The sequence below is a fragment of the Priestia sp. YIM B13552 genome (assembly GCF_042787775.1).
Lineage (GTDB): Bacteria > Bacillota > Bacilli > Bacillales > Bacillaceae_H > Priestia > Priestia megaterium_E.
Genome location: NZ_JBHZOU010000004.1, coordinates 345,653 through 368,857 on the forward strand (window position 1 = coordinate 345,653; position 23,205 = coordinate 368,857).

The 23,205-nt window shown below is 38.1% G+C and carries 28 protein-coding genes; 13 read left to right on the forward strand and 15 right to left on the reverse strand.

Annotated elements, in window-relative coordinates; all coding sequences use genetic code 11:
• Window positions 1-67 precede the first annotated feature (67 nt).
• The 3 genes from ACFX40_RS18805 to ACFX40_RS18815 all read left to right on the forward strand — a co-directional run bounded on the left by ACFX40_RS18805 (window position 68) and on the right by ACFX40_RS18815 (window position 2,458).
• Window positions 68-1,282, forward strand: a complete 1,215-nt coding sequence (locus tag ACFX40_RS18805) for an NAD(P)/FAD-dependent oxidoreductase (protein ID WP_025752690.1) — start codon at window positions 68-70, stop codon at window positions 1,280-1,282.
• Between the two features lie 123 nt (window positions 1,283-1,405).
• A complete protein-coding gene (locus ACFX40_RS18810; RefSeq protein ID WP_028409594.1) occupies window positions 1,406-1,729 on the forward strand; it encodes a YuiB family protein in 324 nt (107 codons plus the stop codon).
• An 81-nt stretch (window positions 1,730-1,810) separates the two neighbouring features.
• Window positions 1,811-2,458, forward strand: coding sequence for a 3D domain-containing protein (locus tag ACFX40_RS18815; RefSeq protein ID WP_028409593.1), 648 nt, complete (start codon window positions 1,811-1,813; stop codon window positions 2,456-2,458).
• A 42-nt stretch (window positions 2,459-2,500) separates the two neighbouring features.
• Here the strand turns inward: ACFX40_RS18815 and ACFX40_RS18820 are convergent, their stop codons facing one another.
• Entirely contained in the window at window positions 2,501-2,977 is a 477-nt protein-coding gene (locus ACFX40_RS18820; RefSeq protein ID WP_013085319.1) for a divergent PAP2 family protein, read from the reverse strand.
• Between the two features lie 244 nt (window positions 2,978-3,221).
• Here ACFX40_RS18820 and ACFX40_RS18825 point away from each other — a divergent pair, with 244 nt between their 5' ends.
• Both ACFX40_RS18825 and ACFX40_RS18830 read left to right on the forward strand, forming a co-directional pair.
• On the forward strand, window positions 3,222-4,715 hold the full coding sequence (locus ACFX40_RS18825; RefSeq protein WP_060745806.1) for a leucyl aminopeptidase: 1,494 nt from the start codon (window positions 3,222-3,224) through the stop codon (window positions 4,713-4,715).
• A gap of 266 nt (window positions 4,716-4,981) precedes the next feature.
• A complete protein-coding gene (locus ACFX40_RS18830) occupies window positions 4,982-6,301 on the forward strand; it encodes a Na+/H+ antiporter family protein (RefSeq protein WP_028409591.1) in 1,320 nt (439 codons plus the stop codon).
• Window positions 6,302-6,352: 51 nt separating this feature from the next.
• Here ACFX40_RS18830 and ACFX40_RS18835 read toward each other — a convergent pair whose 3' ends face one another.
• The 3 genes from ACFX40_RS18835 to ACFX40_RS18845 all read right to left on the reverse strand — a co-directional run bounded on the left by ACFX40_RS18835 (window position 6,353) and on the right by ACFX40_RS18845 (window position 7,742).
• Window positions 6,353-6,544, reverse strand: coding sequence for a hypothetical protein (locus tag ACFX40_RS18835; protein WP_013059611.1), 192 nt, complete (start codon window positions 6,542-6,544; stop codon window positions 6,353-6,355).
• A gap of 116 nt (window positions 6,545-6,660) precedes the next feature.
• Window positions 6,661-7,197: an HD domain-containing protein gene (locus ACFX40_RS18840; protein WP_028409590.1), complete on the reverse strand. Its 537-nt coding sequence runs from the start codon at window positions 7,195-7,197 to the stop codon at window positions 6,661-6,663.
• A gap of 176 nt (window positions 7,198-7,373) precedes the next feature.
• On the reverse strand, window positions 7,374-7,742 hold the full coding sequence (locus tag ACFX40_RS18845) for a YuzC family spore coat inner layer protein (RefSeq protein ID WP_060745804.1): 369 nt from the start codon (window positions 7,740-7,742) through the stop codon (window positions 7,374-7,376).
• Between the two features lie 106 nt (window positions 7,743-7,848).
• Between ACFX40_RS18845 and ACFX40_RS18850 the strand changes: the two genes are divergently transcribed.
• Window positions 7,849-8,232 carry a hotdog fold thioesterase gene (locus ACFX40_RS18850; protein WP_028409588.1) on the forward strand — a complete coding sequence of 128 codons (384 nt, stop codon included), beginning with the start codon at window positions 7,849-7,851 and terminating at the stop codon, window positions 8,230-8,232.
• Between the two features lie 344 nt (window positions 8,233-8,576).
• Window positions 8,577-9,191 (forward strand): 3'-5' exonuclease KapD, encoded by a 615-nt coding sequence (kapD, locus tag ACFX40_RS18855; protein ID WP_013059607.1) that lies wholly within the window; start codon window positions 8,577-8,579, stop codon window positions 9,189-9,191.
• A 36-nt stretch (window positions 9,192-9,227) separates the two neighbouring features.
• On the opposite strand, the gene kapB is transcribed toward kapD, so the two are convergent.
• Window positions 9,228-9,608, reverse strand: coding sequence for a kinase-associated lipoprotein KapB (gene kapB, locus ACFX40_RS18860; protein WP_013059606.1), 381 nt, complete (start codon window positions 9,606-9,608; stop codon window positions 9,228-9,230).
• A gap of 85 nt (window positions 9,609-9,693) precedes the next feature.
• Here kapB and ACFX40_RS18865 point away from each other — a divergent pair, with 85 nt between their 5' ends.
• Together ACFX40_RS18865 and ACFX40_RS18870 are read left to right on the forward strand one after the other, a co-directional pair.
• Complete coding sequence (locus tag ACFX40_RS18865; protein WP_028412613.1) at window positions 9,694-9,891, forward strand: hypothetical protein; 198 nt, start codon at window positions 9,694-9,696, stop codon at window positions 9,889-9,891.
• A gap of 103 nt (window positions 9,892-9,994) precedes the next feature.
• Window positions 9,995-10,519 (forward strand): superoxide dismutase family protein, encoded by a 525-nt coding sequence (locus tag ACFX40_RS18870; protein ID WP_013059604.1) that lies wholly within the window; start codon window positions 9,995-9,997, stop codon window positions 10,517-10,519.
• 35 nt (window positions 10,520-10,554) lie between these two features.
• Here ACFX40_RS18870 and ACFX40_RS18875 read toward each other — a convergent pair whose 3' ends face one another.
• Together ACFX40_RS18875 and ACFX40_RS18880 are read right to left on the reverse strand one after the other, a co-directional pair.
• Window positions 10,555-11,727: a MalY/PatB family protein gene (locus ACFX40_RS18875; RefSeq protein ID WP_028409586.1), complete on the reverse strand. Its 1,173-nt coding sequence runs from the start codon at window positions 11,725-11,727 to the stop codon at window positions 10,555-10,557.
• A gap of 167 nt (window positions 11,728-11,894) precedes the next feature.
• The gene (locus tag ACFX40_RS18880) at window positions 11,895-12,743 is read right to left on the reverse strand and encodes an alpha/beta fold hydrolase (protein WP_013059602.1); all 849 of its coding nucleotides are present in this window, start codon (window positions 12,741-12,743) and stop codon (window positions 11,895-11,897) included.
• A 158-nt stretch (window positions 12,744-12,901) separates the two neighbouring features.
• On the opposite strand from ACFX40_RS18880, the gene ACFX40_RS18885 reads away from it, so the two are divergent.
• The 3 genes from ACFX40_RS18885 (at window position 12,902) to yugI (ending at window position 15,171) form a co-directional block, all read left to right on the forward strand.
• Window positions 12,902-13,402 carry an Lrp/AsnC family transcriptional regulator gene (locus ACFX40_RS18885; RefSeq protein ID WP_013059601.1) on the forward strand — a complete coding sequence of 167 codons (501 nt, stop codon included), beginning with the start codon at window positions 12,902-12,904 and terminating at the stop codon, window positions 13,400-13,402.
• Window positions 13,402-14,562: an aminotransferase gene (locus tag ACFX40_RS18890; RefSeq protein ID WP_013059600.1), complete on the forward strand. Its 1,161-nt coding sequence runs from the start codon at window positions 13,402-13,404 to the stop codon at window positions 14,560-14,562. Before ACFX40_RS18885 ends, ACFX40_RS18890 begins: the two co-directional genes overlap by 1 nt.
• Before the next feature lie 207 nt (window positions 14,563-14,769).
• Window positions 14,770-15,171 carry a S1 domain-containing post-transcriptional regulator GSP13 gene (yugI, locus tag ACFX40_RS18895; protein WP_013059599.1) on the forward strand — a complete coding sequence of 134 codons (402 nt, stop codon included), beginning with the start codon at window positions 14,770-14,772 and terminating at the stop codon, window positions 15,169-15,171.
• 35 nt (window positions 15,172-15,206) lie between these two features.
• Here yugI and ACFX40_RS18900 read toward each other — a convergent pair whose 3' ends face one another.
• Entirely contained in the window at window positions 15,207-15,437 is a 231-nt protein-coding gene (locus tag ACFX40_RS18900; protein ID WP_013059598.1) for a DUF378 domain-containing protein, read from the reverse strand.
• Window positions 15,438-15,657: 220 nt separating this feature from the next.
• Here ACFX40_RS18900 and ACFX40_RS18905 point away from each other — a divergent pair, with 220 nt between their 5' ends.
• Entirely contained in the window at window positions 15,658-16,821 is a 1,164-nt protein-coding gene (locus ACFX40_RS18905) for an iron-containing alcohol dehydrogenase (protein ID WP_013085305.1), read from the forward strand.
• 45 nt (window positions 16,822-16,866) lie between these two features.
• Here the strand turns inward: ACFX40_RS18905 and mnhG are convergent, their stop codons facing one another.
• From mnhG to ACFX40_RS18940, 7 genes are read right to left on the reverse strand one after another with little or no spacing between them, the layout of a single operon-like run.
• On the reverse strand, window positions 16,867-17,229 hold the full coding sequence (mnhG, locus tag ACFX40_RS18910) for a monovalent cation/H(+) antiporter subunit G (protein WP_013085304.1): 363 nt from the start codon (window positions 17,227-17,229) through the stop codon (window positions 16,867-16,869).
• Entirely contained in the window at window positions 17,213-17,497 is a 285-nt protein-coding gene (locus ACFX40_RS18915) for a Na(+)/H(+) antiporter subunit F1 (RefSeq protein ID WP_013059595.1), read from the reverse strand. Before ACFX40_RS18915 ends, mnhG begins: the two co-directional genes overlap by 17 nt.
• Window positions 17,498-17,974, reverse strand: a complete 477-nt coding sequence (locus ACFX40_RS18920; protein ID WP_013059594.1) for a Na+/H+ antiporter subunit E — start codon at window positions 17,972-17,974, stop codon at window positions 17,498-17,500.
• Between the two features lie 6 nt (window positions 17,975-17,980).
• Window positions 17,981-19,465 carry a Na+/H+ antiporter subunit D gene (locus ACFX40_RS18925; RefSeq protein WP_028409585.1) on the reverse strand — a complete coding sequence of 495 codons (1,485 nt, stop codon included), beginning with the start codon at window positions 19,463-19,465 and terminating at the stop codon, window positions 17,981-17,983.
• Window positions 19,455-19,796, reverse strand: a complete 342-nt coding sequence (locus ACFX40_RS18930; RefSeq protein ID WP_013059592.1) for a Na(+)/H(+) antiporter subunit C — start codon at window positions 19,794-19,796, stop codon at window positions 19,455-19,457. The genes ACFX40_RS18925 and ACFX40_RS18930 overlap by 11 nt, the downstream gene beginning before the upstream one ends.
• Complete coding sequence (locus ACFX40_RS18935) at window positions 19,796-20,218, reverse strand: Na(+)/H(+) antiporter subunit B (protein ID WP_013085301.1); 423 nt, start codon at window positions 20,216-20,218, stop codon at window positions 19,796-19,798. Before ACFX40_RS18935 ends, ACFX40_RS18930 begins: the two co-directional genes overlap by 1 nt.
• Window positions 20,215-22,620 (reverse strand): Na+/H+ antiporter subunit A, encoded by a 2,406-nt coding sequence (locus tag ACFX40_RS18940; protein ID WP_377255851.1) that lies wholly within the window; start codon window positions 22,618-22,620, stop codon window positions 20,215-20,217. Before ACFX40_RS18940 ends, ACFX40_RS18935 begins: the two co-directional genes overlap by 4 nt.
• Between the last annotated feature and the right edge of the window lie 585 nt (window positions 22,621-23,205).

A 23,205-nucleotide genomic window follows, 5' to 3' on the forward strand; every position in this document is an offset into this window, starting at 1 on the left:
TTGCTCTTATCATTATATTTGTAAGACATACTTGTGACTATAACTAAAAAAGGTGGATGACATTCCTATGAAAAAGCCTAAAATCGTCATTTTGGGTGCCGGATATGGCGGCATTATGACAATTGTTAATTTACAAAAGAAACTGGGTGCTAGTGATGCGGAAATTGTTTTGGTAAATAAAAACGATTACCATTACGAAACGACATGGCTTCATGAAGTATCAGCAGGTACAATTCATCAAGATCGCTCTCGTGTTCCTGTTAAAAATTTAATTAACACAAATAAGGTTACATTTATCAAAGACACGGTCGTAGATATTAAGTTAGATGAAAAGCGTGTTCTTCTTGAAAACAGTGAGCTAACGTACGATTATTTAGTTGTTGCTTTAGGGTATGAAGCAGAAACTTTCGGAATTAAAGGTTTAAAAGAACATGCATTTACCATTACGAGCATTAATGCAGCACGTCAAATTCGTGAGCACATTGATTATGTGTTTGCGACGTACAACAATGAAGTGGAAAAAAGAGACGAACTTCTGACCATTATTGTTGGGGGTGCTGGCTTTACCGGGATTGAATTTGTGGGAGAATTAGCAAATCGAGTCCCTCAGCTTTGCAAAGAGTTTGATATTCCGCGTGAAAAAGTACGCGTTATTTGTGTAGAAGCAGCGCCTACGGCTTTGCCAGGTTTTGATCCAGAACTTGTAGAATATGCGGTAACACAACTAGAACGAAAAGGAATCGAGTTCAAGATCGGAACAGCGATTAAAGAGTGTACAGAAGAAGGAATTATTGTATCAAAAGATGACCAAGTAGAAGAAATCAAATCAGCAACAGTTGTATGGGCTGCAGGTGTTCGAGGCAGTCATGTGATTGAAAAAGCTGGATTTGAGAACATGCGCGGACGTGTAAAAGTAAGTAATAGCTTGCTGGCACCAGGGCACGAAGATGTGTTTGTTATTGGAGATTGTTCACTAATGATTAACCCTGAAACAGAACGTCCTTATCCACCAACAGCTCAAATCGCTATGCAGCAAGGCGGTACCTGCGCTGAAAATATTAGCCGTTTGATGAAAGGGCAAAAAGAATTAAGTGAGTTTAAACCAGATATTAAAGGAACGGTATGTTCGTTAGGGCATGATGACGCAATTGGTGTTGTATATGGTCGAAAACTATTTGGTTCAAGCGCATCTTTTATGAAAAAAGTTGTTGATAATCGCTCGCTTTTCCTTCAAGGCGGAGCAGGTCTTGTATTGAAAAAAGGAAAATTTAATTTCTTTTAAAACAAAAAGCAAAAGGTCTTTAAGCCTTTTGCTTTTTTTGGTATTAACTTACTTTTCTGTGATTGACGCCTTCATTACTCTTAAGTAAACTGAGAGTATAAAGAGTAACGGAGGCGAAAAGCAATGGAAATGAGTGTGCCTGTACTAATTATCTCCATCTTGTTGTTTTTTGTTTTGTTTTTTGGAATCGGTTTCTTATTAAATATGCTGCTTCGTATGTCTTGGATTATGGCCATTATTTATCCCGTGATTTTTATTTTTATTATTGATGATGTAAGAGCGGTTGATTACATTCAACATCCCGCTTACTCCTTTCAGCAGCTAGGGACAAAAGTGCTATCTTTAGCCACAGCTGACATTACAATTTTAATGGCTGGTTTTATAGGTGCACTAGCTTCAGGCATTACCATTAAATCTTTACGAACAAGAGGGTACCAAATGTTTTAAATGTAAATTCTTCTCGCAAACGAATAATTTGTTTTTATGTTGGAAACAAATAGATTCGTGAGAGGAGTTGTGGAAATCACAATGATTGGAAAAATAGCAAAGCGATTCATTATGTGCCTACTACTGGTCGGAGCGCTGTTTACAACATATGAAGCAATTACTGGCGTCCCAATAACCACAGTCATCAAATATATGCCTTTTATAAACAGTACAGGGCATCCTCTAATGAATGAAAGGCTCTTGCCATCACTTCTAAAACCACTAAGAGCTGAAGCGGCTAGCAATGACAAAGAGCGTCTGACGATTGAAGAAGCATTTGATTGGTCGCGTTATCCAACTAAGAATGTATTAGCTACGGGTTACACAGCTGGTTACGAATCAACTGGGAAAAATCCCAATCATCCAGGGTATGGTATTACATATTCGGGCGTTAAAGTAAAACGTGACTTGTATTCGACCATCGCTGCTGATTTAACCATATTCCCAATCGGCACGATCTTGTTTATTCCGGGCTATGGCTATGGAGTGGTAGCAGATAAAGGTGGGGCTATTAAAGGCAATCATCTTGATTTATATTTTGAGACTGTTTCCGATGTGTACAACATATGGGGTAAAAAAGAATTAAACGTCTATGTAGTGAAATCAGGGGACGGCCGCTTAACTGAAGAAGAGTTAACAATGCTGAATGAAAAGAAGTCGATGCAAGTTTTTCGCCAGCAGGTAAAATAAACGAGAAACACATGAAGAACTCTTCATGTGTTTTCTTATGTTTTATGGCCATACATAATATGTTACAAAAGCAACTGCTATCCCTGTTAAGGCTCCAAAGAAAACTTCAATAGGCTTATGTCCAAGCAGCTCTTTTAGCTTCACTTGTTTTTCGTCTTCTTCATTGGTCGTCCACAGCTTTGCCTCTTTTACCGCGCGCTGAAAGTCTTCAACCAAACGATTTAAAACCGTTGCTTGCTCTCCTGCGTGTCTTCTTACCCCTTTAGCATCGAACATGACAATAATGGCAAAAATAGCGGAGAGAGCAAAAATAGGAGATTTAAGACCTTCTGCTAGCCCAATGGCAGTTGCTAAGGAAGTTACTGCTGCGGAGTGAGAGCTTGGCATGCCTCCCGTACTAAAAAATAAGCTGCCGTCTATTTTCTTAGTAGCTACAAAAGAAAGGGGAATCTTAATAAATTGAGCAAAGAAAATAGCGATTAATGAACTCCAAAGTGGAAAATTTGAGAATAACTCCATTGAGACGTCCTCCCTCAACTTAAAATGTCTGAAAAGCTAAACCCGTATGGTGAAAAAAGCGGTAGATGAAAGTATATGTGTGAAACTAAGGGTTTTGAACTGTGATTAAAAATTGTATTTCTGCTATCATATGTATATAGATGAAAACAGTGGTGAATATGATATATATTCCACTTGCTGAATAGATTAAACAAAGCAGATGATAAATAAAAATAAAATCTCTATACGTAAAAGGAGGAATTTTATGTTTTCGCATGTAGAAACATTTGGTGTTGATCATCAAACAGAAGCGCTGGTAATCGGGTTATTTAATCAAAACCAACAGTTTGAAGGCCTTCTAAAAGAAATTGATGAAGCTTTAGGTGGACAGCTCATTCATTTGATTAAAGAAGGGGATATACGTGTACAAGAAAAACGTATTTCAACGATTCATACACTAGGAAAATTAGGAGCAAAACGTCTTTATTTTGTAGGACTCGGACGAAAGCAAGCGCTAACTAAAAATGGGCTCAAAGAGAGCTTTGGGCTGTTATTTAAAAAGTTAAAAGAAGCGAAGATTTCAAACGCATCGGTCGCCCTTTCTACATTTGATACAGGAGCGTGGTCAGAGCAAGAAACTGCAGCTTTGTTAGGAGAAGCTCAACAGCTTGCAATGTACGAGTTTGAAAACTACAAAAAGAAATCAAACGAACCTGACAAACAGCTTGAGAAAATTGAACTGCTTTCTTTTTATAAAGACGTTATACAATCTGCTTTGGTTGGATACACGTATGGAAAAGCAACAAACTCAGCGCGCACCCTTGTTAACTTACCAAGCAATATGCTAACGGCTACAGATTTAGCTAATTATGCAGTAGAAATGGCACATACATATGGTTTTGAATATGAAATTTTAGAAAAAGAAGAGATGGAAACATTGGGAATGGGCGCACTGTTAGCAGTCAATCAAGGTTCCGCAGAGCCTCCTAAAATGATTGTCCTAAAATATCAAGGAAAAGAAAAATGGGAAGACGTTATTGGGTTGGTAGGAAAAGGGATTACTTTTGACACAGGTGGTTACTCTATTAAATCTAAAGACGGGATTGTAGGTATGAAAACAGATATGGGCGGAGCTGCATCTGTTCTTGGTGCAATGGAAGCGATTGGAGAATTAAAACCTCATCAAAACGTAGTAGCTGTCATTCCATCAACTGACAACGTTATTAGCGCGCGTGCTTTTAAGCCAGATGACGTAATTACAGCAATGAATGGAAAGACAATAGAAGTACTGAATACAGATGCTGAAGGGCGTTTAGCGTTAGCTGATGGTATCTCCTATGCCAAACACCATGGAGCAAATTATTTAGTAGACGTGGCGACATTAACGGGTGGTGTAATTGTAGCTCTTGGTACACATACAACTGGGGCAATGACGAATGATTCCGCTTTGTTGCAGCAAATAGCGAAAGCGAGCATTGAGACAGGCGAACCGATTTGGGAACTGCCTATTACAGAACGAGACAAAAAGCGTGTTCGGGGAAGTAAGGTAGCAGATTTAAATAACTCTCCTGGACGGGAGGGGCACGCAATTATGGCAGGAACCTTTATTGGTGAGTTTGCAGAGCAAACACCATGGGTTCACTTGGATATTGCTGGAACTGCAACATCCGCTGCTTCTCATGAGTTAGGACCTTCAGGTGCAACAGGCGTGATGGTGCGAACACTAGCTGCAATGGTTTGTTCATTTGAAGTCAATTAATGAAAAAATATAGCATTTATAGAAAAAAAGTAAAAAGGAGCATCGATGATGCTTCTTTTTTTAATATGTTTACATAATGTTTTTTCTTTTTAGTAAGAAAAGATTATTTAGAAAAATCCTTATATTGTTAAGGGTGTAGAGAAGTTAAACAAACGTTTATTTAATAAGATGATTGACTTTTTTTCTATACCTAATATAATGAACATGTTGTTTATCTCTCTAATGTTTTAATGAGATAAAGTAAAAAGAAAAATGGAGGTTTCAAAATGAATGCAGTATTAATAGCTGTGCTCGTGATGCTGATTTTGAGCTTATTGCGTATCAACGTTGTCTTTTCTTTAGCAGTCGGAGCGTTAATTGGAGGACTTGTTGGCGGTATCAGCCTAACAGATACAGTAAGTATATACACAGATGGTCTTGGAAACAGTGCTTCTGTTGCATTAAGCTATGCTTTGCTTGGAGGATTTGCGATGGCTGTTTCGCGGACAGGGCTGCCTGATGCCGTTGTTCAGCTAGCGTTAAAAATAGTAGGGAAAGAAGGAGAAACGAAAAAGAAGTCACTGTCAAAAGTACTGATTTTATTGATCATCCTTATTATTTCATGTTTTTCTCAAAACGTTATTCCGGTTCACATTGCATTTATTCCGCTTTTAATTCCACCTCTATTAAAAGTATTTAATCAGTTGAAAATCGATCGCCGATTAGTCGCAACAGTGATTACATTTGGATTGGTTACACCTTATATGTATTTGCCGGCAGGATTCGGTAAGATTTATCACGACATTTTATTTACTAACATCAAAGAAAGTGGATTAACAATTGATAAAGGAGATATTACTACGGCGATGGCTCTTCCAGCTTTAGGAATGGTAGCGGGCTTATTGTTTGCTGTGTTTATTTCGTACCGCAAGCCGCGCAGTTATGAAGACATTGACATCGATCAAGGCACAGAGGAGCGTACAGGTTACACAACAAGAGGAATTATAGTAGCTCTACTTGCGATTGTAGCGGCTTTAACTGTGCAGCTCTTAGTAGATTCTATGATTTTCGGAGCGCTTGCAGGGATTGTTGTCGTTTACTTCAGCGGGGCTTTGAAGTGGAATGAAGCAGATCCAGTATTAACGAACGGAATGAGAATGATGGCTTTCATCGGATTTGTTATGCTGTCTGCCTCTGGTTTTGCAAAAGTTCTTCAAGAAACTGGAGATGTAGAAGCGCTTGTAAAAGGCTCTGTTGCTCTTATTGGCGGCAACCAAATGCTAGGTGCATTTCTTATGCTTGTCATCGGGCTTTTAGTGACAATGGGCATTGGTTCTTCTTTCTCTACCATTCCAATTATCGCGACGATTTTTGTTCCTCTTTGCTTAGAACTTGGTATGAGTCCAATGGCAACGATTTGTATTGTTGGTACAGCGGGAGCGCTTGGAGACGCTGGTTCACCAGCTTCAGACAGTACGCTTGGACCCACATCTGGATTAGCAGTCGATCGTCAGCATGATCATATTTGGGATACGTGTGTACCAACTTTTCTTCACTATAACATTCCACTTATTATTTTTGGGTGGATAGCCTCAGTTATCCTGTAAATAGAGGCCCTATAATGACAAAAAGCAGCCGATCAAAACCGGCTGCTTTTTTCATGCTTGAGAAAGAGTAGAAGCAGTGCTGTCACAAGCTCCTAATGCTTGCTCTACAGCCTGAAGAGATTGTTCAATACGTTCACGATTTGAATCTTTCTCTACCGTTTGAAGAGCTTGTTCAAGGCTTGCTTTTGCCTGATTTAATGATGTGCAAGAATCTTGCACGTAACCTCTAGCGTTTTTAGACATTCTTCTTCCTCCTAACTAACCAAAAATGAGAATCAATAAGTAGTATGAGTAATTTGCAGGGAATTATGAGGAGAAATAATAAAAAGGATTAACTCTTATGAAAGGAGTTAATCCTGTCAGCCTAACTGTTTAAATTGGTTGGAATGTAGAAGTTCAAGCACTTTCTTATCAAGCTCCTTAATTTTCTTTACAGCCAGATTATATTCCAATTCACGGTAATGGTGTTTGCCGCCTGGCTCTTCATCAGCTTCATCAGCTAGTTTGACTACTTTTTGAAGAGGGCGTTGTTGAATTGTTCCTTCAGGCAAATATGAGTCTGTGTGTAGTAAAATAGCTAAAGCAATTTCTTTTGCCGCCTGAGGTTCCTCACCTAAACGAATGAGTAATTTATGTGCACGTTCAGCCCCTTTAATAGCGTGAATATCATTTTGACGATACTTCTCATAATCCCACTGACCATTTGTGTACCATTCGTAGTGGCCAATATCATGAAGCAGCGCTGCTTTTGTAGCTAAATCCGGGTTTACATTATGCTGTACGGATAGACGAAACGCATGATAGGCGACGGATACAGCATGCGCAACGCCAGATCGAGTTAAATATTTTTGAGCGATAGGATGCGTGAAAATTTCTACTAGCGTAACATGTCTCATCATGTCATCCCTCCTAAAGAAAAAATATATTTCCAAATACAATATCATATTTGTATCCTAAATACAATTATCGTGTAATTTGTTTTTACATACAAAAATGGCATATATTATAATATTCGTAACGAAACAACATGTACATCTTTTTTTGAAGAAAATAAGACTTTTTTTCTTGTATTTTACCATCTAATATTTAACGATACGTGACAGCAGTCAAATTGGGTATCGGGATGAATAAACGTAATTTTAATATAGTCTGGAGTATAAAAAACATCGATTTTTGTCTTAACACCAGTGGAAAGAATGAGTCTTTTTACTTCACTCATTTTGGATTCTTGAGCAGCAGCTTTTATTTTTTTTATTAAATTTGGCGAAGTATTAGCTCTTTGAATAAAGATAGTAGCGCTTTGCATGGTAGAGGGAATAACTTTAAGAGATTGCTGAAATGTCGCGATGTTCGCCTCAGGTAAGTTAGGTACCCTGTATGTATAAGGGTGAGGCATGTAGTACGATGGCCAATAGTAAGACAAGGGAGCAAATGATTTCATATAAGAATCCTCCTAGAAAACGGATTTTTATTATGTATATGTAGAGGGTTCGTATATGTTGTAGCAAAACCGTTATTGTATACTAGATGCAAAGGGAGGTATGGATATGAAAACAAAAGATACGCTGTTAGAAGCATTAGGAATTGAGATTATTAGTGCGAGTGAAGAAAGAGTGGAAGCGACGATGCCTGTTGATGAGCGAACGCGTCAGCCATTCGGGCTTTTACACGGAGGAGCATCGGTGGCGTTAGCTGAAACTGTGGCTAGTCTAGGTGCCATTAAAAGTGTCGATCTCGAAAAAGAAATTTGCGTAGGTTTAGAAATTAATGCCAATCATATCAAAGGGAAAAAAGATGGAATCGTTACAGCTATAGGCGTTCCTTTACATAAAGGAAAAAAAACAGCGGTTTGGGAAGTGAAAATTCAAGATGAAAAAGAGAATTTAATCTGTATATCCAGATGTACCCTTGCTATTCTGCCTAAAGCCTAAACATAAGAATGCTTAGTCTAGAAGGTGTGAGGTATGCTTTTGGAGTCAGAAGGAGCCACCTCACACACTCGTGTTAGAGTTTAAAGAGAATGTGGAAGAGCGAATACATAAAAAAGTGAAAAAATAGGTAAAAAAATAAGCGAAATTATGTCTATTCGTGACAGTTACCCTGCGCATAGAGACATGCTCTAGAATATAGTAGTAGTAAAGTATTCTTTTTATTCAGCAACTAGAATATTCATAATATTAAAAATAAGAACAGAAAATAGACCTTCCGATTGTTCAATCGTGCTATAATAGCATTAATATAGTAGGGCGGTTTATTTTACAAAGGGGTGATAATATTGGATAAGAACTCTCAGTATTTATTCATTGATTTTGAATTTACAATGCCAGAGTATAAGGGTTTTCCAAAAGGCTTTTTTCCGGAAATCATTGAAGTTGGTTTGGTGTTTGTTAAAAATCAAGAAATCATTGATCGTTTCTCCTCTTACGTACAGCCTACACACTTTACAAAATTAACTGAGCGCTGTAAATCATTTCTCCATATCGAACAAAATCAAGTAAATGAAGGCATTACGCTAGAGCAGCTTGTACAGCGACTGGGCATGTATAAACACAGCACGATCATTACATGGGGGAACATGGATATGAAAGTATTAAGGCAGTGCTGTCAAAAAAATAAGGTGCCATTTCCTTTTGCAGGTAAAGAAATTGATCTTTCAATGGAGTATAAGCGCTTTTTTGGAGATCAAAATCAAACTGGCCTTTGGAAAGCTGTGCAGGAGTATGGTAAAGAAGGAACTGGAAAGCACCACTGTGCGCTTGATGATGCGATGACGACACTCAACATCTTTAAGCTTGTAGAAAAAGATAAGCGGTATCTTCAAAAACCAGAGCCAACGACCATAGGAGATCGAATCGATTTTTCAAAAGTATTAAATAAATTTGCATTATAAAAGCCAAATCACTTCTACGTGAATTTGGCTTTTTACTTAATGAATACCGTACTCTTTTTTTAACTCTTCTAAACAGGCAATACTTGCTTGAGCAAAAGGGCTGTCTTTGGCTTGTTGCTCAGCTATCTTTAATTCAAGTGCTTTTTTTAGTGAATTTTTATAATCGGGAACGCTGTCTTCATAGAGATGAACCATTTTTTGAGGAATATTGGCCTGCTCTCGAAATGCAAGTGCTTTTCGCTCGTGAAAAAATGGTACGTCCACTTGCCCAGGATTATGTAAGTCACCTTGTTCTGGATGCTTTAACACAGCTTGAATCCGCACAACATAATGCAGATCTCGAACTTGTGTAATTTCACCGATATATTTCCCAGTTTTATAAAGTGCCGTAACTGTTTGACCAATTGTAAATGTCATATTGCTAGATCTCCTTTAAGTAAAGTGTTTGTTATGACCAGTATAAATCAAAACCCCCTACCGTTTCTATGAAAGGATGTTGTACATGATGTATTTAATGTTTTTGCTTTATTTTCCGGAAGATAAAAGAGAATATATTCCTGCTTTTGCTACTATGGCGCTTTTTGTACTAGCAGCAGTTGCAGTATGGCGTTTAATCATTAAGATTTCGAAAAAAGAAGAAGAAAAAACGAAGGAATTAGAAGCAAAGCTGAAAGAACAGGAAAATAAGAAATCACTGTAATGAAATGCAAATAAAATGTAAGCGTTTAAAATAATATGTTGCTGGACAATCTATGGAAAGACATCTAAAACTTTCGCTAGTGCATACGCGATTGGAGGGCAACATGAAAAAACTACTACTCATTGGAACCGTGCCTTTTTTCTTGTTAACGGGGTGTATGGAAAAAGAAATATCCAATAAAGAAGTTAAAGTCTACAACGCAGATGGAGATAGCATCGGTACAGTCAAGTTGAAAGAGCAGGCCGATGGAATTGAGTTTACGTACAACTTAAGCGGACTTCCACCTGGGGAACACGGCGTACATATTCATGAAATGGGGATTTGCAAAGCTCCTAACTTTAAAAGTGCGGGCAATCACCTTGATCCTGATAAAAAGAAACACGGACTGTTAAATCCAAAAGGACCGCATTTAGGCGATATGAAAAATATTGTGGTAGAAGACGATCAGACGTATACAGGAACAGATATGGTTCCTCAAGTCACGTTAAAAGAAGGAAAGACATCTCTTGTTAAGCGTATGGATGGTTCGTCCCTTGTTATTACCGAACAAGGGGATGACGGAATGACAGAGCCATCAGGTAATTCTGGAAAGCGAATCGCCTGCGGGGTTATTTCAAAAAAACATTAAAAACAGCGTTCTTTCTCACGAAAGAACGCTGTTTTTTACGTTAAAGCTACTTTTAAGCGATTTAATCCTTCTTGAAGCTGTTCATGTGAACAGCCAATGTTCAAGCGGATAAAACCTTTTCCATATGTGGAGCTGTATTTTTCGCCTTTTTCTACGGCGATTTTACCTTTTTTTAATAAGCGTTCATGTAATTCTTCTTCTGATAAATGCAGCTTGTTGCAGTCAATCCATAGTAAATAAGTTCCTTCTGGCTGAACCACTCGCAGTTCAGGCAAGTTCTCACTTATAAAACGCGTCACGAGATCTACATTTTTCTTCAGATACACAAGCAGTGCTTCTAGCCACTCTTCACCTTCACTGTAAGCCGCCTCTAATCCAATTATTCCGAATGTGTTTAAATTAGAAAACCCTTGTTTTTGCTGCTGCTGAACATACTGTGTGCGCAGTTTCTCATTTGGAATAATAACAGCTGAAGCCTGAAGTCCCGGTATATTAAATGTTTTGCTAGGGGCCATACACGTAATGGTTCGATTGGCTGCATCTTCACTCACCATGCTGATGGGAATGTGTTTATAAGGCTGGTAAACTAGATCAGAATGGATTTCATCTGAAACAATTAATACATTGTATTTTTCACAAAGGTCGGCAAGCTTCTTCAGTTCTTCTTTTGTCCACACGCGTCCTACTGGATTATGAGGGCTGCAAAGAATCATTAATTTTACGCCTTCTGCAAATTTTTTCTCTAAATCTGAAAAATCAATTTCGTATTTATCGCCTGCAAGTTTTAACGGATTTTCAACAACTTCTCGATCATTTACCTTTATCATGTTAAAAAATGGAGTATAGACTGGAGGCTGAATTAAAATTGAATCTCCAGGTTCCGTAAATGCTTGAATAGCCATACTCAGGGCAAACACAACTCCTGGACTGTATGTAATCCATTCATGATCAATGGTCCACTGATGCTTTTTTTCTATCCAGGATGATAAAGCATTCGCCGTAGATTCAGTAGGGGAAGTGTAGCCGAAAATACCATGTTTGACACGCTCATTAATGGTTTGAAGAACATTAGGCGGCGCTTGGAAATCCATATCAGCTACCCAAAAAGGCAGAACATCTTTTGCTCCAAAAACAAGATCAGTTTTGTCCCACTTTACGGACTGCGTACCTGTACGGTTAATTAATTGATCAAAAGAATAAGTAGACAATAAAAGTACCCCCTTTTTTAATATAATAGTTTGCTTATTTTTAATACGTTTGTCAACGAAGTTAACTTGTGAAGTCAATAAAGAAAGTGAAAAAATTGCTGAAGCACGACTAATAAATTTTTATTAAAGTTATCGCCTCGTGTGAAATATACGAACCCGCCCCGTCATTATTGAGACAGGGCTTTTTCACCGTACAAGAAATCGACCATATGAGATTGCACAATGTCGGGACACTCTTCTGGTAAAAGGTGTCCAATTTCCTTTAAAGAGATAAAGGTAGAGTCTGTTAAATCATCTTTTAACTTACGTCCGAGATGCAAAGGAACAACCCGGTCTTCTTCTCCCCAAATGAGTAAACTTGGTTTTTTTATGTGTTGCAAATCCTTTGAGGATAGGTCTCCTTCTCGATCGCGAATCATTCTCGTTAAAGCCATAAACGTACGGTCATCCAAAAATGGTTCAGTATAGCCATCAATCATTTCTTCGTCGATTAACTTATGGTCAAATACGACATTTTGCAAGTTGCCTAATACACCTTTGCGAGACAGCCACGTTTTTACCCACAGATAAAAGAAGGGAACATAAGAAGACATGACCAATCCATAATGTGAGGGGCCTAAATAAGCTGAGCTGCAAAGAAGAACTAGTTTCGATACGCAAGAAGGCTTTAACTTTGCTACGTTTAAACAAACTTGTCCTCCCATTGAGTGTCCCGATAGTACAACATCTTTCAACTTTAAATATTCAATCAACTCGATGACAATTCTGGCTAAATTTTTATACGAGTATTGAAAGGTTAACGATTTTTCACTTCGCCCAAATGGCGGAAGGTCCAGCGTAATGATAGAAAACGTATCTTCAAATAAAGGAATTAAACGTCGAAAGCTAAAACTCGATGATAAAAAGCCGTGAATAAATACAATGGCTGGTTTATCAGGGTGATAGTTATGGCATTCGTAGTAAACATTGACTCCATTAAAAGTACGCTGGTGGCAAGTAATTTTAGATTCAGTCAATTTGTTTCACTCCATCTTTTTCTTTCTAGTCTGTCCTAATTTCCAGCAATCTATAAAATGAAACTCACTTACCGGTATAGATTTCACATTAAAGATGTGTTTAAATTTGATATAATGGAAAAAGTGAAAAAATTTAATCGTTGTAGGAGGGGAACGCGGTGTTCTTAGAAGAAAAAGAGTTAGAAATTTTAGAAATTCTAGAAAAAAATAGCCGTATTTCGATAGATAGTATTTCAAAAATGGTGGATTTAACGTTTGAAGAAACCTCTAATATTGTTAAAAAGCTAGAGAGAGAAAAAGTAATTGTGCAATATTCAGCTGATATTAACTGGAGACGAGTAGATGGACATGAGGGCGTCACGGCTATGATAGATGTAAAAGTTGCACCAAAGCGAGGAGTAGGCTTTGACGAGATTGCGGAGCGCATCTATCGTTTTCAAGAAGTGAAATCCGTGTACCTAATGTCAGGAGCATATGATTTGTCTGTTATTATTGAAGAAAAATCAATGTCTGAAGTAGCGTTTTTTGTTTCTGAAAAGCTTTCTACGCTAGACTCTGTTTTATCTACAACGACTCACTTTATCATGAAAAAATATAAGCACGATGGTACCATCTATGACCAAGGCGATGAAGATCGCAGAATCGTGGTGTCTCCGTAATGAAAGAGCGCTTGTCAACAACTGTACAACAGCTGAAACCTTCAGGTATTCGCCGCTTTTTTGATTTAGCAGCAAGTATGGATAACGTCATCTCTCTTGGAGTAGGTGAACCTGATTTTGTCACATCTTGGGCTGTTCGAGAAGCGAGTATTTTATCGTTGGAAAGAGGATATACCTCTTATACAGCAAATGCGGGACTTTTAGAGCTCCGCTTTGAAATTATGAAGTATATGAAAAGAAATTTTAACGTCTCGTATGATTATAAAGATGATATTATTGTGACCGTTGGAGGAAGTCAGGCTCTAGATATTACAATGCGAGCTTTGATTAACCCTGAAGATGAAATTATTGTCGTGGAGCCAAATTTTGTGTCTTACAGCCCGTTAATTTCGCTAGCAGGAGGAGTTCCTGTGGCAATTGAAACAACGGCAGAAACAGAGTTTAAACTGCAGCCTAGACAGATTGAAGAAGTCATTACAAGCAACACGAAAGCCCTTCTTTTATGTTCTCCTAATAATCCAACAGGAAGCTCACTATCTAAAGAAGAGCTGCAGGCTATTGCGGATATTGTCATAAAGCATGACTTGCTTGTTATCACGGATGAAATCTATGCAGAATTAACATATGATGAAGAATTTACATCTATTGCTTCTTTAGAAGGGATGAAAGAACGAACTATTATTATTTCTGGCTTTTCTAAAGGGTTTGCCATGACTGGATGGCGTCTTGGATACATATGTGCACCAACTGAGATTGCTAAAGCAATGCTGAAAATTCATCAGTATACAATGATGTGTGCGCCTACCATGGCACAATATGGAGCAATTGAAGCGCTACAAAATGGGCAGCATGACGTAGAAGAGATGAGAAAAAGCTATCGCAGAAGACGGAACTATATGGTGAAGTCATTAAATCAAATTGGTCTGGAATGCCATTCTCCCGGAGGAGCGTTTTATGTGTTCCCGTCTATCAAAAAAACTGGATTGTCATCGGAAGAATTCGCTGAGCAGCTTTTGCTTGAAGAGCGAGTAGCCGTGGTGCCAGGCAATGTATTTGGAAAAGGCGGAGAGGGACATATTCGCTGTTCATACGCCTCTTCAATGGAATCATTAGAAGAATCCATAAAACGGATTAGCCGTTTTGTTGAAAATAAGTTATAATAAAAATAAGATATTATGTCATATCCTATAGACGGTTTGATATAATATCTTTTTTGCTATGATGAAATGTAGTGTTAGTTTATATTTGTGACGAAATTGGTAAATAATAAATATAGTATAACTACTTTTTGATTCAATCTATGAACTGTGCTATAATTTTAAATTGGCTATAATGGTGAAAATAATAAGGTATCTAGGAGTGTTTATATGTCAAAATTTGAAATCGGTACTGTTACAAAAGGTAAAGTAACAGGAATTCAACCATACGGTGCATTCGTTGCATTAAATGAAGAAACTCAAGGATTAGTTCATATCTCAGAAGTAAAACATGGCTTCGTTAAAGATATTAACGAACATTTATCAGTAGGAGACGAAGTAAACGTTAAAGTTTTATCTGTTGATGAGTCAACTGGTAAAATTGGTTTATCTATTCGTGCAACTGAGCCAGCTCCAGAAAAAACTGAAGCTTCTGCACCTAAAAAACCTGCTAAAAAGCGTCAAGGTCAAGCAACAGTTCATACTGAATCTACTCAAGGATTCAACACATTAAAAGAAAAATTAGAAGAGTGGATTGAGCAATCAAACCGCGAAGATCTAATTAAGAAATAAGAAAAAAAGAAGGATAGCTTAGCTATCCTTCTTTTTTAATGTTCCGTTCTAGGTTCTGTACGCTCTACTTCAGCAGAAGGTTTAAATAATAGACCTAGGTTAATCAGTCCTGCGATTCCAACCAATCCATAGATAATGCGGGAGAAAGCAGATGTTTGACCGCCGAAGATTGCTGCTACTAAATCAAATTGAAAAAAGCCAATAAGTCCCCAGTTAATTGCTCCAATAATCGTTAATACGAGCGCAATACGTTGAATACCACTCATGATGAACCCTCCTTGTTTTGTAGTTCACTTATTAGCCTGCTTTTTTTAGAGGGAAATATGCATATTTACTTTTGGAAGATACAGACAAATAAACGTTCATTTGGATGGGGTGAGCATCTAGCCAACAGGGAATAATCTTTAGGAAGTCAATTTTCTTTACAATCAAAAAGTTGTTCTTCATAATGATGCATGTAATCAAGCTCGTAAGGAGGAGTTTATAGTGAACAATTTTACATTTTATAACCCTACAAAATTAATTTTTGGTAAAGGTCAATTAGAGCAATTAAAAACAGAAGCAAGTCGCTTTGGTAAAAAGATATTATTAGTATACGGCGGAGGAAGCGTAAAACGCAGCGGTTTATATGATCAAGTAATGGATGTACTGAATGACATGAATGCAGAAGTACATGAGTTAGCGGGAGTAGAACCGAATCCTCGTCTGACAACTGTTCGCAAAGGAATCGATATTTGTAAAGAAAACGGTATTGAATTTTTACTTGCAGTTGGTGGAGGAAGCGTAATCGATTGTACAAAAGCAATCGCAGCAGGCGCAAAATATGATGGAGACGTATGGGACATCATTAACCGCGACGTATTCGCAGCTGAAGCTCTTCCATTTGGAACAGTGCTAACATTAGCAGCAACAGGTTCAGAAATGAATGCTGGTTCTGTTATTACAAATTGGGAAACACAAGAAAAATACGGCTGGGGCAGTCCGGCAACATTCCCTCAATTTTCTATTTTAGATCCCGTTAATACATTTACTGTACCAAAAAATCAAACAGTTTATGGCATGGTTGACATGATGAGCCACGTATTTGAACAATATTTCCATGCTGCAACAAATACTCCGCTTCAAGATCGCATGTGTGAAGGAGTACTGCAAACGGTTATTGAAACGGGACCAAAATTATTAAACGACTTAGAGAACTACGAGTTACGTGAAACTATTTTATACAATGGGACAATCGCATTAAACGGTATGTTACAAATGGGACACCAAGGCGATTGGGCTACTCACAATATTGAGCATGCGGTCTCAGCTGTATATGACATTCCACATGCAGGTGGATTGGCAATTTTATTCCCGAACTGGATGAAACACGTAATGGATGAGAACGTAGATCGCTTCAAGCAAGTAGCTGTACGCGTATTTAACGTAGATACAGAAGGCAAGACGGATAAAGAAGTAGCACTTGAAGGTGTTGATAAGCTTCGTGAATTCTGGTCAAGCCTAGGTGCACCAACTCGCTTAGCTGATTATGATATTGGTGAAGACAAATTAGATCTTATGGCTGATCGTGCAATGGCTAAAGGTGAATTTGGTAAATTTAAAAAATTAAACAAAGAAGATGTACTAGCAATCCTACGCGCTTCTTTATAAGATTCTCGATAAAAAACGCCGTGCAAACCGCACGGCGTTTTTTTTCTATTCATGATGGGTAAGCTTTTTCTGCTGTTTGGTTTTCAAATCATCCCGAACGGTTTTATCAGAAAGAGGAACTCCGCTGTAATAAGCCGCTCTCCCTAGTAAATGCCCAGCAATAGGAGAGGTGATAAACACAAAGACAATCGCTAAAATTAACCGTGCACTAATATGGCCGGTGTCGATCCAAAAGTAGAGTAAGCAGCCCACTAATATAAACAGAACGCCCAAGGTAGCACTTTTTGAGGCAGCGTGACTTCTTGTGTACGTATCAGGCAAGCGAATGAGCCCAATCATGGTCACAACTGTCAGAAGAGACCCTATTAGTACCAAAGCTCCTACAATGATTTCACTGATCACGTTCATATTCAATCACTTCTCCTTTCTCTAAAAACTTAGAAAAAGCAACGGTACCTACAAAGGCTATGATGCCTAGCAGTAAAATGACTTCGAAAAAAGCCTGAGTTCGAAAAATAATCGAGATGATGGCCGTGATGGCAATGATGTTAATTCCAATAGCATCAAGGGCCATTGCTCGATCAGCAGTGGACGGACCTTTTACCACTCGATAAACAAACCCAATAGTTGAAGCAGAAATGAGAATGAGCGAAACGTTTAAAAAAATATCGAGCATTTAACGACTCACCTCCATAATAGCTTTTTCGAATGTTTGCTGAATATCTGTAATAATGTCATCAATATCGTCTGTATTGATTGCATGAATATAGATAGTAGAATTATCATCGGACACATCCATCACCAGTGTGCCTGGCGTTAGCGTAATTAAAAGAGAAAGAATGGTAATTTCCCATTCACTCTCCAGACGGGTTGGCATTGCAAAGATGGCTGGCTGAATATTTAATTTAGGGCGCAATACGTCCTTAGTCACTGCAATATTGGCTTTGAATAATTCTCGTATGAAAATAAACAGCAGTTTAATGATCGCATACACTTTATGCAAGTAAAAACGTCTGTGAAAAAAACGGCGGAAAACAAACAGCAGTACTGCTCCCCAGAAAAAACCTATAATAAAGGAAGGGAGTGTCCAAATCCCCCTCAAAAACATCCATGTGAATGCAATGATTACGTTTAATAATAGTTGAAATGACATGCAGATCTACTCCTTTAACACCGATTGGATATAAATTGAAGGATCCATAAGCGTTTGAGCGGCTGTTGACACATAAGGAATAACAGCTTCTGCACCTAGTCCCAAAAAGACAGAAACAGCAAGTAAGATAGCAGATGGGTATAGAATGCCTCTAAGGGATACTTTTTCATGCTCAGAAGAAAGCTTAGGTTCACCCCAGAAGCAGCTCATGAAAATCTTAATGGCAGAATATAAAACAAGCAGGCTTGAAACCAGTAAAACTCCTACAAACGTGTAGCTCTCTGATTCTAAGCCGCCCTGAACTAAAAGGAATTTTCCAATAAAGCCGCTTAGGGGAGGAATTCCTGCCAACGAAATAGTAGCGATAAAAAACATCCAGCCAAGCAGCGGATAGTCTTTAATTAACCCACCCATTTTCTTTAATTTTGTTGTTCCAGTTATTCGAATGATGCTTCCGGCAAGAAGGAATAGAGCTGCTTTAATAATCATGTCGTGAATTAAATAATAAATAGCTCCTTCAAAACCTGCGTTTGTTGTCAAGGTCACACCGTAGACAATGACTCCGACAGCAATAATAATGTTATAAATTAAGATTTTATTTACATCCGAATAAGCAATGGCGCCTACTGCACCAACAACGATAGTCAAAAGCGCAACGTAGCCGATAATTTGATGAGTAAATTCAGGATGATGGTAAAACAGTAAAGTGAAAGTCCTGAAAATCGAATAAACGCCTACTTTTGTGAGCAAAGCACCAAACAACCCGATAATAACCGGCGGAGGCGCACTATATGAACCTGGAAGCCAGAAATACATTGGAAATAAAGCTGCTTTTAAGGCAAAGACGATAAATAAAAGCATGCCGATGGTTGTTAAAATTCCCGGCTGGTTCGCCTCAGCAATTCGCTGTGAAAGGTCCGCCATGTTGAGAGTTCCTGTTACGGCATATAAATAAGCAACGGCAATGACAAACAAAGCGGATGAAATGACATTGACTAAAATATACTTAAGTGACTCTCGAAGCTGTGCTTTTGTACCGCCAATTACAATAAGAGCGTACGAAGACATAAGCATGACTTCAAAAAAGACAAATAAGTTAAAGATATCACCTGTTAAAAAGGCACCGAATACGCCTACTAATAAAAATTGTACAAATGAATAAAAGTAAAAGCGTTCACGCTTTTCCCCAATCGTTTGAAAGGCAAAAAGAACGCAGCATAGTGTTACCACACTAGCAGTAAGTACGAGAAGGGACGCGAACATGTCCGCTACTAGAATAATTCCAAAAGGAGGCTTCCAGTTCCCAAGCTCGTGAGTTAAAATACCTTTTGACTGAACCAGTTGTACTAAATAGGCAGCAAAAGCAGTGGTGGTGATTAATGATAAAACACTGATTATCCTTTGAAGTTTAATATTGTCTTTGAAAAAAATGAGCACAACACCTACAACAAACGGGATAAGCAGTGGGATGATTACAAAATTACTCGTCATGTTCATTTCCCCTTAACTTGTCCATATCGTCTGTTCCGAGTTCTTGATAAGCCCTGTACGCTAGTACAAGGAAAAAAGAAGTGACGCCAAAGCTTATGACAATGGCAGTTAAAATTAGGGCTTGAGGTAAAGGATCTGTATAAGAAGAAGCCTTTTCTCCTAGAAGGGGAACACTCCCCCCTTTTAATCCGCCCATCGTTAAAATTAACAGGTGAACACCGTGGCTTAATAAGCCTGTTCCAATAATAATTCGCAGTAAACTGCGCGATAACATGAGATATACAGCGGCAGTGAATAGAATCCCTGCCACTATGGACATTAATATTTCCACTATTCACTCTCTCCAATCGTTTGAATAATGGTCATCGTCACACCAACAACTACTAGATATACACCTAAATCAAATAGTACAACGGTAGCTAAAGATGTTTTCCCGAGAAGGGGAAGGTTAAAGTAGCTATATGTGTGAGTTAGAAATGGGACTTTGAAAATAAATGACCCAAGCCCAGTTAAAATAGCTAGCAGCAGTCCGGAAGCCGCGACCTTCTTATAATCAAATGGGATGACTTTCGATACGGTTTTTATATCGAAAGCCAGCAGTAGTAATACAAGGGCTGCTGAGGTAGTAAGTCCCCCAACAAACCCTCCCCCCGGTGTATAATGACCTGCAAAGAAAAGATGAATGGCAAAAATGATAATAATGAACGTGACTACTTTCGTTGTGGTTTGTAGTATCAAATCATTTTTTTTCACTCTTCTTCCTCCTTTGTTAACCGAAGACGAATCATGCCATAGATACCAAGAGCTGCTATACAAAGTACGGTAATTTCAAATAGTGTATCAAATCCGCGGAAGTCCACAAGGATTACGTTCACCATGTTTTCGCCGCCTGCTTTTTCATAGCTGTTTTCAATAAAGTAATGTGAAATCGATTCAAATAGTTTCGTACTGTTTGCTGATATGCCAAGCAGTGTAACCGTCGTTCCTACAAGAAGAGCAACCAGTAAGTTTGGCAGCTGAAACTTCACCCTTACTTTTCGCTTCCGAAACTCGGGCAAGTAGTAGAAACATAGTAAAAACAGGGATACCGATACAGTTTCAATAACTAATTGAGTCAAAGCTAAGTCAGGAGCTCGGAATAGTACGAAAAATAAAGAGAGCGTATACCCGACAACTCCGAGCGAAATAATAGCTGTGAGGCGTGATTTTGCCAATAAAGTTGTAATAGTAGCCGCAACCATTACGACTGCTAATATGGCTTCATAAACGCCTATAGAAGCAGTATCTTTTAAATCAATTGCAAAGGCATTCTGAGAAAAGAGCGTCACGAGAAGTAAAATGCCTATGAAAGTAAAAATGATTAAAAGATAGTCTCTAATAAATCCTGTCATTAATGTTTTCATGATACGTGTTGACCCTTTTTCCATCCCTTTAATTCCATAATTATAGCCGTTATTAAGCGTTAAAGAAGAAGGGAATCGTGTATAAATTTTTGACCACTTTTGAATCGTCATAAATAACAAAATACCAAATATGATGACCCCTAGCGTCATAAATAATTCTGGCGTAAAGCCATGCCAAAATTTAATATGCACTTGATATTCTTTACCTTCAGCTAGCAGGCTAGGTGCGATAGAGGCCATTGTTGGCTCAATAAGGGTTGATTCTAATAAATTAGGAGCAAAGCCGAAAATAACAACCAGTGATGCTAAAATAACAGGTGAAATAAGCATACCTACTGGTGCTTCATGCGGCTTCTTCTCTAGTTTTTCGGGCTGGTATTTGCCTGTAAAGGTTTTAAAGACAAGAATCATACTATAGACGAAAGTGAAAATACTTCCTAACCAAGCGATGATAGGCAACAAAATTCCCCACGTCTGCATGCTATACATATCCATTTTTGTCACGTTTACCATGCCTGTAAAAAACATCTCTTTACTTAAGAATCCATTAAAGGGAGGAAGACCCGCCATTGAAAATCCCCCGATGATAGCAATGGTAAATGTCACAGGCATGAAGCTCATTAACCCGCCTAACTTTCTAATGTCACGCGTGCCTGTTTCATGATCGACAATCCCTACTACCATAAACAAGCTGCCTTTGAAGGTAGCGTGGTTAATCAAATGGAAGACCGCCGCAGTAAGAGCTACTAAGTAGATATTATCGTCTAAAAAATCATAGTGAATAGCTGCGCTACCTACTCCTATAAGTGACATAATCATCCCGAGCTGACTAATGGTTGAAAAAGCTAAAATCCCTTTCAGGTCTTGTTGCTTTACTGCTGAAAATGAGCCCCAAAACAGTGTAATTAGTCCTATAATTGAAATAGCAAAAAACCAAGTGGCGCTTATAGCAAAAACAGGGCTAAGTCTTGCTAAAAGATAAATGCCCGCTTTTACCATTGTGGCTGAATGAAGGTATGCACTCACTGGGGTTGGAGCTTCCATTGCATCTGGCAGCCAAATATGAAAAGGAAACTGAGCAGATTTTGTAAAGGCCCCTAATAAAATGAGGACTAGAGCTGGAATGAATAGATGACTTGATGTGACTACATCTACGTTTGAGATAATTTCGCGTATGCTGAAAGTACCTGTCATGACGTATAAAAGCACAATTCCTGCTAATAGGGAAAGTCCTCCGAATACGGTAATGAGCATAGATTTTAAGGCTCCGTATTGAGATTTCTCTCGTTTATACCAATAACCAATCAATAAAAAAGATGAAAGGCTTGTTAATTCCCAAAAGCTGTAAAGGCTCATTAGGTTGTCTGATAATACAACTCCTAGCATCGACCCCATAAAAAGAAGCAAATAGACATAAAACGAATGCAGTGCTTCTTTTGTCTTAGAAAGATAATAAATGGAGTAAAGAATAACAAGTGTCCCAATTCCGGTGATTAATAGAGAAAACAGAAGACCAAGTCCATCCACATAGGCATCAAAGTTAATGCCCAGACTAGGTATCCATTTCATTGAATGTAGATATGTTTCCCCCTTAGAAACACCACTGATATATTGTGTGAAATAAATGAACAACACAAGTGGAAGAGGTAAAACAAACCATCCTGTATGAATACGCTGGAATTTCCTATACAGAAGGGGGACAAAAAAGGCTAATAAAAAAGGCGATAAAATCACCAAGTGCAACCACGACAAAAGACAAACCTCCTTGTGATATTCAATTCTGTAACCGATTATATAATAATTTAATTATGCATGCATCCATGCTATTTCTTAGTATCAGCGGATTTTTCAAACCTTATTAAATAAATAGAAACTCGTCACAAAATCCATAAAAAAAAACATAAAAAAATTTTTTGAACGTATAAAAATCACTCGAAATTGTCACTCTAAGAGTGAGGTGATGGAAATGTATAGGAAACAAATAGCCATCAGTTTTCTCATTTTTACCGCATTATGTATGAGCGGATTTGTGCTGAATAATCACTTGGAAATGAAAGAAGAAAACAGGATGCTACTCACTTCTAAAAACCAAGCTGAAAATTCCATATCAATAGACTCTTCCCTTTTAAAAGCCTCTTATAAACCGAGACAATATGTGAAAATAGGTGAAATGAACTATATTACACCACCCGATAAGCAAATAAAAAACGATTGAAGACCACTCTTTAGTCGTTTTTCATTTGCTTATTATTTGCGTAATCGTGCATGAATTACGTCCTGTAATCAAAGAACATTAGTTGACTTCACAACTGAATTTATCGTTAAATAAAAGGGTAC

What these genes read in the sequence shown, in the direction of transcription:
- ACFX40_RS18805 (WP_025752690.1), top strand. Translation starts at nt 68, where the DNA reads ATGAAAAAGCCTAAAATCGTCATTTTGGGTGCCGGATATGGCGGCATT.
- ACFX40_RS18810 (WP_028409594.1), top strand. Translation starts at nt 1,406, where the DNA reads ATGGAAATGAGTGTGCCTGTACTAATTATCTCCATCTTGTTGTTTTTT.
- ACFX40_RS18815 (WP_028409593.1), top strand. Translation starts at nt 1,811, where the DNA reads ATGATTGGAAAAATAGCAAAGCGATTCATTATGTGCCTACTACTGGTC.
- ACFX40_RS18820 (WP_013085319.1), bottom strand. Translation starts at nt 2,977, where the DNA reads ATGGAGTTATTCTCAAATTTTCCACTTTGGAGTTCATTAATCGCTATT.
- ACFX40_RS18825 (WP_060745806.1), top strand. Translation starts at nt 3,222, where the DNA reads ATGTTTTCGCATGTAGAAACATTTGGTGTTGATCATCAAACAGAAGCG.
- ACFX40_RS18830 (WP_028409591.1), top strand. Translation starts at nt 4,982, where the DNA reads ATGAATGCAGTATTAATAGCTGTGCTCGTGATGCTGATTTTGAGCTTA.
- ACFX40_RS18835 (WP_013059611.1), bottom strand. Translation starts at nt 6,544, where the DNA reads ATGTCTAAAAACGCTAGAGGTTACGTGCAAGATTCTTGCACATCATTA.
- ACFX40_RS18840 (WP_028409590.1), bottom strand. Translation starts at nt 7,197, where the DNA reads ATGAGACATGTTACGCTAGTAGAAATTTTCACGCATCCTATCGCTCAA.
- ACFX40_RS18845 (WP_060745804.1), bottom strand. Translation starts at nt 7,742, where the DNA reads ATGAAATCATTTGCTCCCTTGTCTTACTATTGGCCATCGTACTACATG.
- ACFX40_RS18850 (WP_028409588.1), top strand. Translation starts at nt 7,849, where the DNA reads ATGAAAACAAAAGATACGCTGTTAGAAGCATTAGGAATTGAGATTATT.
- kapB (WP_013059606.1), bottom strand. Translation starts at nt 9,608, where the DNA reads ATGACATTTACAATTGGTCAAACAGTTACGGCACTTTATAAAACTGGG.
- ACFX40_RS18865 (WP_028412613.1), top strand. Translation starts at nt 9,694, where the DNA reads ATGATGTATTTAATGTTTTTGCTTTATTTTCCGGAAGATAAAAGAGAA.
- ACFX40_RS18870 (WP_013059604.1), top strand. Translation starts at nt 9,995, where the DNA reads ATGAAAAAACTACTACTCATTGGAACCGTGCCTTTTTTCTTGTTAACG.
- ACFX40_RS18890 (WP_013059600.1), top strand. Translation starts at nt 13,402, where the DNA reads ATGAAAGAGCGCTTGTCAACAACTGTACAACAGCTGAAACCTTCAGGT.
- yugI (WP_013059599.1), top strand. Translation starts at nt 14,770, where the DNA reads ATGTCAAAATTTGAAATCGGTACTGTTACAAAAGGTAAAGTAACAGGA.
- ACFX40_RS18900 (WP_013059598.1), bottom strand. Translation starts at nt 15,437, where the DNA reads ATGAGTGGTATTCAACGTATTGCGCTCGTATTAACGATTATTGGAGCA.
- mnhG (WP_013085304.1), bottom strand. Translation starts at nt 17,229, where the DNA reads ATGAACGTGATCAGTGAAATCATTGTAGGAGCTTTGGTACTAATAGGG.
- ACFX40_RS18915 (WP_013059595.1), bottom strand. Translation starts at nt 17,497, where the DNA reads ATGCTCGATATTTTTTTAAACGTTTCGCTCATTCTCATTTCTGCTTCA.
- ACFX40_RS18920 (WP_013059594.1), bottom strand. Translation starts at nt 17,974, where the DNA reads ATGTCATTTCAACTATTATTAAACGTAATCATTGCATTCACATGGATG.
- ACFX40_RS18925 (WP_028409585.1), bottom strand. Translation starts at nt 19,465, where the DNA reads ATGACGAGTAATTTTGTAATCATCCCACTGCTTATCCCGTTTGTTGTA.